This is a genomic window from Streptomyces corynorhini, assembly GCF_003346515.1.
Lineage (GTDB): Bacteria > Actinomycetota > Actinomycetes > Streptomycetales > Streptomycetaceae > Streptomyces > Streptomyces corynorhini.
Map to the genome: position 1 here is coordinate 1 of NZ_QQNA01000295.1, position 11,023 is coordinate 11,023.

Annotated in this window: 9 protein-coding genes and 1 pseudogene; 7 read left to right on the top strand and 3 right to left on the bottom strand. The window is 70.8% G+C overall.

Translation table 11 applies throughout. The features are described 5' to 3' along the window. From DVH02_RS29640 to purM, 5 genes and pseudogenes are all read left to right on the top strand, one after another. A pseudogene (locus DVH02_RS29640) lies at nt 1-1,331 on the top strand (SARP family transcriptional regulator); the annotation flags it as partial. Between the two features lie 10 nt (nt 1,332-1,341). After that, nucleotides 1,342-2,169, top strand: coding sequence for a maleylpyruvate isomerase family mycothiol-dependent enzyme (locus DVH02_RS29645; RefSeq protein WP_114626946.1), 828 nt, complete (start codon nt 1,342-1,344; stop codon nt 2,167-2,169). 61 nt (nt 2,170-2,230) lie between these two features. After that, nucleotides 2,231-3,286 carry an META domain-containing protein gene (locus DVH02_RS29650; protein ID WP_114626940.1) on the top strand — a complete coding sequence of 352 codons (1,056 nt, stop codon included), beginning with the start codon at nt 2,231-2,233 and terminating at the stop codon, nt 3,284-3,286. 104 nt (nt 3,287-3,390) lie between these two features. Further along, nucleotides 3,391-4,917 (top strand): amidophosphoribosyltransferase, encoded by a 1,527-nt coding sequence (gene purF, locus DVH02_RS29655; protein ID WP_114626941.1) that lies wholly within the window; start codon nt 3,391-3,393, stop codon nt 4,915-4,917. A 165-nt stretch (nt 4,918-5,082) separates the two neighbouring features. Next, nucleotides 5,083-6,159 (top strand): phosphoribosylformylglycinamidine cyclo-ligase, encoded by a 1,077-nt coding sequence (gene purM / locus DVH02_RS29660; RefSeq protein ID WP_114626942.1) that lies wholly within the window; start codon nt 5,083-5,085, stop codon nt 6,157-6,159. Nucleotides 6,160-6,359: 200 nt separating this feature from the next. Here the strand turns inward: purM and DVH02_RS29665 are convergent, their stop codons facing one another. Both DVH02_RS29665 and DVH02_RS29670 read right to left on the bottom strand, forming a co-directional pair. Beyond that, entirely contained in the window at nt 6,360-6,611 is a 252-nt protein-coding gene (locus DVH02_RS29665; protein WP_114626943.1) for a DUF3073 domain-containing protein, read from the bottom strand. Nucleotides 6,612-7,021: 410 nt separating this feature from the next. Continuing rightward, on the bottom strand, nt 7,022-8,113 hold the full coding sequence (locus tag DVH02_RS29670) for a Leu/Phe/Val dehydrogenase (RefSeq protein ID WP_114626947.1): 1,092 nt from the start codon (nt 8,111-8,113) through the stop codon (nt 7,022-7,024). A gap of 162 nt (nt 8,114-8,275) precedes the next feature. Here DVH02_RS29670 and DVH02_RS29675 point away from each other — a divergent pair, with 162 nt between their 5' ends. Both DVH02_RS29675 and bldC read left to right on the top strand, forming a co-directional pair. Then, the gene (locus DVH02_RS29675) at nt 8,276-9,133 is read left to right on the top strand and encodes a hypothetical protein (RefSeq protein ID WP_114626948.1); all 858 of its coding nucleotides are present in this window, start codon (nt 8,276-8,278) and stop codon (nt 9,131-9,133) included. A gap of 558 nt (nt 9,134-9,691) precedes the next feature. Next, complete coding sequence (gene bldC, locus DVH02_RS29685) at nt 9,692-9,898, top strand: developmental transcriptional regulator BldC (protein WP_003949541.1); 207 nt, start codon at nt 9,692-9,694, stop codon at nt 9,896-9,898. A gap of 478 nt (nt 9,899-10,376) precedes the next feature. Here the strand turns inward: bldC and DVH02_RS29690 are convergent, their stop codons facing one another. After that, nucleotides 10,377-10,643 carry a DUF6274 family protein gene (locus tag DVH02_RS29690; protein WP_147286157.1) on the bottom strand — a complete coding sequence of 89 codons (267 nt, stop codon included), beginning with the start codon at nt 10,641-10,643 and terminating at the stop codon, nt 10,377-10,379. Between the last annotated feature and the right edge of the window lie 380 nt (nt 10,644-11,023).

The following is an 11,023-nucleotide window of genomic DNA, read 5'->3' on the forward strand; positions in this document are numbered from 1 at the left end:
CCCCCTCTCCCTCCGCCCCCTCCGCCGGACGTGTCTGGGCGCAGGCCGCAGCGGCGTACGACCGCACCGTGGCATCCGGCGCGCGGGCCCGGCTGGAGTCGACGGTCGGGCTGCTGCGCGACCTTGCCGTGACCGGCGGCGGTGGCCTGGAGGCGGCCCGCGGGCACCGCGTCGCGGCCATCGCGGCGGCGGAGGAACTGGGCGACGCGGAGCTGACCGCCCGCGTCATCGGCGCGTACGACGTACCGGCGATCTGGACCCGCTCCGACGACCCCGAGCTGGCACGGCACGTCGTCGCGGCGGCCGAACGCGCCCTGACCGCCCTCCCGCCCGACGGACACGACGCGGCGCGGGTCCGGCTGCTGGCCACCGTCGCCCTCGAATCGCGCGGGACGAACACGGCGCGCGGACTCCGGGCCGCCCGGCAGGCGGAGGAGACGGCCCGCGGGCTGGACGATCCCGCGCTCCTGGCGTTCGCCCTCAACGGCGTCTTCATGCAGAGCTGCCACCGCGCGGGCCTGGCCCCGCGCCGGGACGCGATCGGGGCCGAGCTGGTCGCGCTGTCCGCCCGGCACGGCCTCGTCAACTTCGAGGTCCTCGGGCACCTCATCCGCCTTCAGGCGCGTGGCGCGCTGGGGGACTTCACCGGAGCCGACGCCCACGCCACCGCCGCCGAACGCCTCGCCGAGCGCAACGAACGGCCGCTGGTGGCCGTGTTCACCCAGTGGTACCGGGCGCTGCGCCTCGCCGCGACGACGGCCCAGGAGGCGGAGCCCGCGACCTGGACCGCGACCCGGACCGCGATCGAGACCGCCTACCGGGCCGCCGCCGCGCGCCTCGACGGCGCCGGGATGCCCGGCCTGGAACGCGGCCTGCTGCCCCTCGCGTTGCTGTCGCTGCGCGTGCGGGACACGCCCCCCGGCCGTACGCCCCCGCTCCTCCGGGCCGACGAGCCGCCCGCGTCCGACTGGGGACCGTACGAGCCCTGGGTCCGCCCCTTGCTGCTGCTGGCGCGCGACCGCCGCGACGAGGCCGCGAGCGCGCTCCGCCGGGCCCCCGAACCACCCCACGACCTGCTGTTCGAGGCTCTGTGGTGCCTCATCGCCCGCGCGGCCCTCGCCCTCGGCGACCACGAGACGATACGCCGCGCCCACCACGCCCTGGCCCCGGCCGCGGCGGAGCTGGCCGGGGCGGGCAGCGGCCTGCTCACCCTCGGGCCGGTCTCCTCGTACCTCGACGCCCTCACCGCCGCTCCGCGCCGCCCCGGGCAGAGCGCTCCGGCACGCGGCCGACCGTGGCGGGGTGCGGGGCCGCCCGCACCGGGTCGTTAGCCTCGTCACCATGCCACCAGCAGCGAAGCCCGCCAAGAAGCGCCCGCGCGGCTACGACCCCGCCAAGATTCGCGCCGCCGTGTCCGCCCAGTTCGGGCAGGTACGGGAGGCGGTCGAGGCGCTGACGCCCGAACAGCTGGCGCTGCCGACCGGGCTCGGGGAGTGGACGGTACGGGAGCTGGCGGCGCATCTGAGCATGGCGGTCGAGTCGGTGAACCTCTGCCTGGAGCAGCCGGTACGGTCCGAGGCCGCCGCCGTCGCCGAGGCCGGGCCCGTGGTCGTCCTGGCCGCGTGGCCGTTCGCCACCGCGCGGGTGGCCGGCGCGATCGCCGAGAACGTCACCGCGCTCGCCGCGACCGCGCCGCCCGGCGAGCTGTTCGCGCGGGCCGCCGCACGGTTCGAGGCGCTGCTGCCCGCGGCCGACGACGGGCGGATGCTCGTCACCCGCGTGGGCGCGATGCGGCTCGCGGACTACCTGGTGACCCGGACCGTCGAGCTGATCGCGCACACCGACGACCTCAACCGGGCGGCCGGGCTGAGCATCCCGTACGACCGGCAGGCGCTCGCCGCCTGCACCCGGCTGCTGGCCGACGCGCTCGCCGTCAAGGCGCCCGGCGCGTCGACCGAGGTACGGGTGCCGCCGTACGCGGTGGTGCAGTGCGTGCCAGGGCCCCGGCACACGCGCGGTACGCCGCCCAACGTCGTGGAGACCGATCCGCTGACCTGGATCAGGCTCGCGACCGGCCGTACGGCCTGGGCCGAGGCGCTCGACACGGCGCGGGTGAGCGCGAGCGGGGAGCGCGCGGACCTCTCCGGCCTGCTCCCGCTCATGACGTGACGGGCCGGTAGCCGGTACGGGGGAGGCGGAACCGTAAGGCCGCGCTCTCCGTCACAGCGGCATGACGAAGCAGCAGCAGACCTCCACAGTCACCGGAACCGGCGTGGCGGCCACCGCGGTCACGGCGCTGGCCCTGCTCCTCCTGTCCGCCTGCGGCACGGAGTCCGGCTCGGGCTCGGGCGTGGACGACGCCCGCTCCGTGTCCGGGACCGACGACACGTCGCTCACCGAGACGTTGCGCAACGCCAAGGGCATCAACGGCGTCAAGGGCACCGTCTGGGACATCGACAGCGTGACGGTCGACGGCAAGAAGACCACGCCCGTGGACGGCGCCCGGATGCGAGTCGATCCTGACGGAACGTTTCGCTCGTCCCCGGACTGCAACCTCCGCACCGCGGGCGAGGTCACCGTGAAGGGCGACACCCTCGACGTGGGGGACGACCAGGGGATGTCCACGCTCAAACTCTGTCCGGACGAGGAGCGCCCCTTCGCCGACGCCTTCGACAAGGTGTTCAGCGGAAAGCTCACGGCCAGGACGGAGACCGTCCCCGGCCGGTCCGACCCCAAGACGGACGCCAAGGACCCCAAGACGGACGCCAAGGACCCCAAGACGGACGCCAAGGACCCCAAGGACCCCAAGACGGACGCCCAAGACGCCGCGACCGACACCAAGCGCGTCACCCTCACCGCCCCCGGCGGCGACACGATCGTCCTCACCCGCCAAACACCCCAGCCCCTCACCGGGACGGTCTGGACGGTCGACGAGGTCGTCGACTCCGTCATCGAGCACGGCGACACCGAGGGCTCCCTCCCGGCCGGGACGGAGGGCAAGGCTTCCCTCACGCTGCGTAAGGGAGCCGACGGTGCGGGCGGCACGGTGGAGGGCAGCGACGGCTGCAACACCTTCCGCGGCCCGGTGAAGATCTCCGAGGCGACGAACAAGATCACCTTCGGCCCGCTCCGCACCACCAGGAAGGCGTGCCCCAAGCCCGAAATGGCCCTTCAGGAGCGATTCGAGAAGGTGCTGAAAGGCGAGATCGAGTATGAGCTGAGCCACAACCGTCTGAAGCTCCTCGCCGGGAACGGCCTCGGCGTGGCCGCCGGGCCCGCTGCCTGAAAGCGCCGGGCCACGGCTCCGACGTGCTCCGCCGGAGCTGATCCGGCCCACTGATCCGTATCCCCAATTCGGACCAGTGGTCGATCTCGCCTACACTCGGTGGCGTGCCTCGTGGTGATGGACGACTCAACCACGACCTGCTCCCCGGAGAGAAGGGCCCCCAGGACGCTTGCGGCGTCTTCGGAGTCTGGGCCCCGGGCGAAGAGGTCGCCAAGCTCACCTATTTCGGACTGTATGCCCTTCAGCACCGCGGACAGGAGTCCGCGGGCATCGCAGTGAGCAACGGGTCCAAGATCCTTGTATTCAAGGACATGGGCCTCGTCTCACAGGTCTTCGACGAAACATCCCTCAGCTCTCTGCTGGGTCATATCGCGGTGGGTCACGCCCGCTACTCCACCACCGGTGCCTCGGTGTGGGAGAACGCGCAGCCGACCTTCAGGGCCACGGCCCACGGCTCGATCGCGCTCGGTCACAACGGCAACCTCGTCAACACCGCGCGGCTCGCGGAGATGGTCGCCGACCTGCCCAAGGAGAACGGCCGGACGACCCGCGTCGCCGCCACCAACGACACCGATCTGGTGACGGCCCTGCTGGCCAGCCAGTCGGACGACGACGGCAAGCCCCTCACGGTCGAGGAAGCCGCCGCCAAGATCCTGCCCGAGGTGAAGGGCGCCTTCTCGTTCGTCTTCATGGACGAGCACACGCTCTACGCGGCCCGCGACCCGCAGGGCATCCGCCCGCTGGTCCTCGGTCGGCTGGAGCGCGGCTGGGTGGTCGCCTCCGAGGGTGCCGCCCTCGACATCTGCGGCGCCTCGTACGTCCGGGAGATCGAGCCGGGCGAGCTGATCGCCATCGACGAGAACGGCCTGCGCACCCAGCGATTCGCGGAAGCGAAGCCGAAGGGCTGTGTCTTCGAGTACGTCTACCTGGCCCGTCCCGACACGGACATCGCCGGGCGGAACGTCTATCTGTCCCGGGTCGAGATGGGGCGGAAACTCGCCAAAGAAGCGCCGGTCGAGGCGGATCTGGTCATAGCGACTCCGGAGTCGGGCACACCCGCCGCGATCGGTTACGCGGAGGCCAGTGGCATTCCCTACGGTTCGGGTCTCGTCAAGAACGCCTATGTCGGCCGGACCTTCATCCAGCCGTCCCAGACCATCCGCCAGCTGGGCATTCGCCTCAAGCTGAACCCGCTGAAGGAAGTCATCCGGGGCAAGCGCCTGGTCGTCGTGGACGACTCGATCGTGCGCGGCAACACCCAGCGCGCCCTGGTCAAGATGCTCCGCGAGGCGGGCGCCGCCGAGGTCCACATCCGGATCTCGTCGCCGCCGGTGAAGTGGCCCTGCTTCTTCGGCATCGACTTCGCCACGCGCGCGGAGCTGATCGCCAACGGCATGTCGGTCGAGGAGATCGGCACCTCCATGGGCGCCGACTCGCTCGCGTACATCTCCCTCGACGGCATGATCGAGGCGACCACGATCGCCAAGCCGGACCTCTGCCGTGCCTGCTTCGACGGGGAGTACCCGATGGAGCTGCCCGATCCCGAACTGCTCGGCAAGCAGCTGCTGGAGACCGAGCTGGCGGCGGGACCGGCCAATACGGCGGCCACCGAAGCGCTGCGGCGCCCCTGACCCGGTCATCGCCCGGTCCGGTCCGCCCACGTCACCGTGGGCGGACCGAAGGACCGGCCGCGACGGCCGACGATCACCGACCCCTGACGATCACCGACCCCGACGATCACCGACCTCGATGATCAGTTCTCGATGACCCATATGACGACAGGAAAGTATCCAGCCATGTCCGAAACGACTACTGGTGCCAGCTATGCCGCCGCGGGCGTCGACATCGAAGCCGGTGACCGCGCGGTCGAGCTGATGAAGGAGTGGGTGAGGAAGACCCGCCGCCCCGAGGTCCTCGGCGGCCTCGGCGGCTTCGCCGGGCTCTTCGACGCCTCCGCCCTCAAGCGCTACGAGCGCCCGCTGCTCGCCTCCGCCACCGACGGCGTCGGCACGAAGGTCGACCTCGCCCGCAAGATGGGCGTGTACGACACGATCGGCCACGACCTCGTCGGCATGGTCGTCGACGACCTCGTCGTCTGCGGCGCAGAGCCCCTCTTCATGACCGACTACATCTGCGTCGGCAAGGTCCATCCCGAGCGCGTCGCCGCCATCGTCAAGGGCATCGCCGAGGGCTGTGTGCTGGCCGGCTGCGCCCTGGTCGGCGGCGAGACCGCCGAGCACCCCGGGCTGCTGGGCGAGGACGACTTCGATGTGGCCGGCGCCGGTACGGGCGTGGTCGAGGCGGACCGGCTGCTCGGCGCGGATCGTATCCGTACGGGTGACGCGGTGATCGCGATGGCGTCCTCAGGGCTTCACTCGAACGGGTACTCGCTGGTCCGGCACGTGGTCTTCGACCGGGCAGGCTGGGCGCTGGACCGGGAGGTCGCCGAGTTCGGCCGCACCCTCGGCGAGGAGCTGCTGGAGCCCACGAAGATCTACTCCCTGGACTGCCTGGCGCTCACCAGGACCACCGATGTGCACGCCTTCAGCCACATCACCGGCGGTGGCCTCGCCGCCAACCTGGCGCGGGTGATCCCGGACGGGCTGCACGCGACGGTGGACCGCTCGACCTGGACGCCCGGCGCGGTGTTCGACGTCGTCGGCACGGCAGGACAGGTGGAGCGGCTGGAGCTGGAGAAGACGCTGAACATGGGCGTCGGCATGATGGCCGTCGTCCCGGCGGACTCCGTCGACTCCGCGCTGACGACCCTGGCCGACCGAGGCGTGGACGCCTGGGTCGCCGGGGAGATCACCGAGCGTGGCGCACACACCACGGGAGCGGCCCTGACCGGCGACTACGCGAGCAACGGCTGAGCGGCCTGGTCCTCGTGGGCCGCATGGACCGCATGGTCCGCGTGGTCCGTCCGTGCGCCGCACCGTGCCCGGACGGATCCCGTCCGCACCCGGTCTCGGTCAGCACTCCGGACAGCGTCAGCGCTCCGGACAGCACAGAACCCGGTCCGGGACTGCTGCCCCGGACCGGGTGATGAGCTGATGCTCGGGGGATACGGACGTCAAGCGCCGCGGCGCCGCGCCGAGGGTCCGGACTGGTCGTCCTCGTCCTCGTCGTTGTTGTATCGATCCGCGTACTGTGCGTACGGGTCATCTTCCTCTTCGTCGTCCTCGAACGGCTCTGCGTTCGGTGGCTGACTCGAAGGCGATGCGCCCAGCTCGTTGGCCAGACGCGACAGGTCTGTCCCGCCGCTGTTGTACTTCAGCTGGCGGGCGACCTTCGTCTGCTTGGCCTTGGCCCGGCCGCGCCCCATGGCTCGACCCCCTCGGTGACGGGGCTCGACGGCCCCAGAGTCTTGACACGCGTTCATGAATCAGAACGAGCTCTCCGCGGAGAGACCCGTCCGTAGGGCTTCAACGGTACCTGCTCTCGCGGCCATACGGTACGCCGCCCGCATGACGCGCCCCGGCGCAGGACCAGTGAGACGCCCCGTCCTCCCTGGTCAGCAGCGATTTTAACCTCTTCTGAGGAGCCGACCCGCCGACCGGGGTGAGTCTGGTCTCCCCGGCAATCCCGCGATCGTCCGGGGGCCCGTCAAGGGGGCCCGGAAGCCCGTTCCGGACCCCGCCGACGGCTTCCTCCGGGCCCCCGGACCGTCCCTTTCGCGTCCTTTTCCGCGCCCGGCGGGCCTCCTTCCGGGGGCGCGCCGGTAACGGTCCGCGATCAGCTCCGGTGGGCCTCGGCCATCCGGTGCTCGGCGATCCTGTCGGCCGCGGCGGCCGGTGGAACCCCATCACTCTTCGCACGTGCGAAGATTTGCAGAGTGGTGTCGAAGATCTTCGCGGCCTTGGCGCGGCACCGCTCGAAGTCGAAGCCGTGCAGCTCGTCGGTGACCTGGATCACCCCGCCCGCGTTCACCACGTAGTCCGGCGCGTAGAGGATCCGGCGGTCCGCGAGATCCTTCTCGACACCCGGGTGGGCCAGCTGGTTGTTGGCCGCTCCGCAGACGATCGAGGCGGTGAGCGCGGGCACGGTCTCGTCGTCGAGCGCGCCGCCGAGCGCACACGGGGCGTAGATGTCCAGCCCCTCCGTACGGATCAGCGCGTCCGCGTCGGCGGCGACGGTGACCTCGGGGTGCCGGTCGGTGATCCGGGTAACCGATTCTGCGCGGACGTCCGTGATCACGACCTCGGCGCCGTCCTTGAGCAGGTGCTCCACCAGGTGGTGGCCGACCTTGCCGACGCCCGCGACGCCGATCCGGCGCCCGCGCAGCGAGGGGTCGCCCCACTGGTGCTGGGCGCTGGCCCGCATCCCCTGGAAGACGCCGAAGGCGGTCAGTACGGAGGAGTCGCCCGCGCCGCCGTTCTCGGGGGAGCGCCCGGTGGTCCAGCGGCACTCGCGCGCCACGACGTCCATGTCGGCGACGTAGGTGCCGACGTCGCACGCGGTGACGTAACGGCCGCCGAGCGAGGCCACGAACCGGCCGTACGCCAGCAGCAGCGCCTCCGTCTTGATCTGCTCGGGGTCCCCGATGATCACGGCCTTGCCGCCGCCGTGGTCCAGACCGGCCAGGGCGTTCTTGTACGACATGCCCCGGGAGAGGTTCAGCGCGTCGGCGACGGCCTCCTCCTCGGAGGCGTACGGGTAGAAGCGGGTGCCGCCGAGGCCGGGGCCGAGGGCGGTCGAGTGGAGGGCGATCACGGCCTTCAGGCCGCTGGCGCGGTCCTGGCAGAGCACGACCTGCTCGTGGCCGCCCTGCTCCGAGCGGAACAGGGTGTGCAGTACGTCAGCGGATGCGCCGGAAACATCGGTCACGGTGGTGACTCCCAAGTACGGAGCGGTGGGCGGAAGTCCCTCCGGTGGGTGGGGGAGGGAACCGGTGGGGCAAGCACGAGGTTAAGTCCTCCGCACCCCGGGATCGGCCTCAGTGCCCGGGATCACCCCCTGGAGAGTGACGGGCGTGGGACGATGCGCTCCATGCCGGCGGTGTCTTCTGTTCCTGTGCCCTACGCGTCCTACCTGCGGGTGTACGAGCCGCTGGCCGCCTTTCCCGAACCCGAGAGGGATCACTGGCGGCGTTACGCCGCCCGGGACCGTACGCCGAGCGCGCAGGACGAACTGCGCCGCTCCCTGGCGGACTTGCTGCCGACGCCGCCGGTGGCCGTTCCGGTGCACGAGAGCGGGGACGCGTTCGTCACCGAGGTGGACGGAGTGGTGTGCGTCTGTCCGTGGCGCACCCGGCTGCGCGGCTGGCTGGCGCTGGAGGAGCTGACGCGGACGCTGCCGCCGCAGCTGCTGGAGGCGGTGCTGCCCGAGGTGGTGCGCGGTCAGGCCGAGGCGGACTACGCGCGCTGGCGCGAGCGCAATCCGGACGCCCGGCCGTGGATCAGGACGGCGGTGTGGCAGGTGCCGGTGCGCTGGTTCACGCTCTTCTCCGACGAGGAGCGCGACTACGAGCCGGGCGCGCCGCCGGACACGCGCGGTCCGCGGGACGCGTCCCTGCGTTACCGGACCCCGATGGTGGAGGCCAGACGGCGGCTGGCGCGCTCGCTGAAGACCCTGCGGGACGCGGTCGACGACGGGCCGATGACCGAGGGGCTGATCGACGTGGGGCGGTGGCTGGAGGAGTTCCACCCGCGTTCACTGGTCGAACTGGACTACGGAGGTCTGGTCCACGTCCTGTCCGGTACCCAGCTGGCCGAGGACCGCTCGGCGGCCGATCTGTCCGCCGCGATCGCCGCGCTGCGCGCGGGCGACGGGGAGCTGGCGAGCGAGGCGTACGGACGGCTCAGCGAGCGCTGGCGCGCGGTCAGGTACCGGCAGTTCGCGAACTGAGCGTGCCCGCGCCGTCACGCGATCGGGTGGCTGCCCGCCTTCGGGCGGCGGCACGTGAATCGGGCATGAAGCGGGCATGGGCAAGGCTTGAACCGGACTTGAACCGGAGGCCGGGGCGGAAGTCCCGATCCGGGCCTTTGTCTCAAGCGTGACGGACCGCACTAACGGGGCTCTTGCGCCCATCACCCCCCCTCGTGCCAAAATAGGACAAGGAGTCCGGGGAGGGCTCCATCCGTCCAAGTGTGGGCGGATTGCTCAGCATTGCACTCTATACGGGGGGTCTGGTGACTCCTGATCGCTCTGTGACTGATCGTATCTGCGACGTAACTGTCCGCTATGGCATGGTCCATCGGCTTCCGCCGCTGATGAACACCTCAGAGGGCAATTCCATCGGTTTGGCCGACGTGGCTGGACGGATGGTGTAGTTGTAGTGCCGAGGACAAGCCGTTCGTCCTATAACCGACTCGGCCCGCGTCCGCCATTTCGGGCAACGCGGGTCAAGGTGCAGAATTTAGAGGAAAGAACCGAGAAGGTTCGGTTCTCCCGAGGAGGCCGCTCATGACCGCTCGCACCCCTGATGCCGAGCCGCTGCTGACCCCGGCTGAGGTTGCCACGATGTTCCGTGTGGACCCGAAGACGGTCACGCGCTGGGCAAAGGCCGGCAAGCTCACGTCCATCCGCACGCTCGGTGGGCATCGCCGGTATCGCGAGGCAGAGGTTCGCGCACTGCTTGCGGGTATTCCGCAGCAGCGCAGCGAAGCCTGACCTCTCCAGCAGGGCTAAGCAACGCTCAACAGGGCTCAACCATGAGCCCCATGGGGTCCATCGGGCCCCCTGGGGGTCAACGATCCAGGGTGCTGACCGCGTTTCCCCCAACTCGGTCGATCCCTACACATAGCTCCACACGACGGGCACCTGCCCCAACAGGTCCCATGCCCGAGCAACACGGGTAAGTCGTCGATCGCGCTGGACTCCGCCGAGTCCAGCGCGATCTTTTTTGTGTGGTGTGAGGAGCCTGTCGCGTCCCTGTTGAGAGGCTGTGTGGGGGGTGAGGAGAGTCGGTCGGGGAGGGCCGGAAAGGCAGTGCAATTGCACATATTAAATTGGTACGTTGTATGGAGTGCGTAAGTCTGGTCCTTCAGGAAACTCTTCGAGTGACACCCGTCACACCGTCCGGGCCTTGTCAACGCGGCGCGCACACCCCGGCGGAAGCCGCTCGCCGGGTCCGCCCCGGACCCAAACGTCAGACGGCCGGGGGGCTTTGGCCCTCGGGTAGGCCGGCCGCCGTCGCGCCGAGCGCCTCCACCGTGACGTACGCGAAGAGTTCGCCCGTGTCCAAGGCGCCGGCGACGAGGGCGTCGCCAGGCCCCGACTCCATGGCGAGCCGCCGCAGGCGATGGCAGATCGGGCAGTACCCCGTGCGATGCGGGTGTCCGGAGACAGCCGCCAGATGGGCGCGCAGCAGCGCGCCGGTCTCGTGCCTCAATGGCTTCGTCGTCGATGCGGTCACGCACACCACCCCCGGGTGCGGCCCCCGCGGGAACGGACAAGGGGCTCTCCTGCTTAGGTACTCCCGGCGCGGCGACGCAGTCAAGGCGCCAAGGGCCCGGCATCCGCGATTTGGACCCCGCATTACCGCCGCGTGACCACGGCGTCGACGGCCCTTGTCGTAGGCGAGGAAGTACCCGCCGTCCGGCGGAAACGGCGCGACGGTCGCAGAGACGGCGCGACGGTCGCAGAGACGGCGCGACGGCCGGGCAAGCGCGCGGCGGTCGGAGAGACGCGCGGCGGCCGGGAAAACGTCGGAGACGTGCGGCGGCCGGGGAAACGAAAGAACCCGCATCCGGAAGGATGCGGGTTCTTGTCTTGCGGTCCTGACGGGATTTGAAC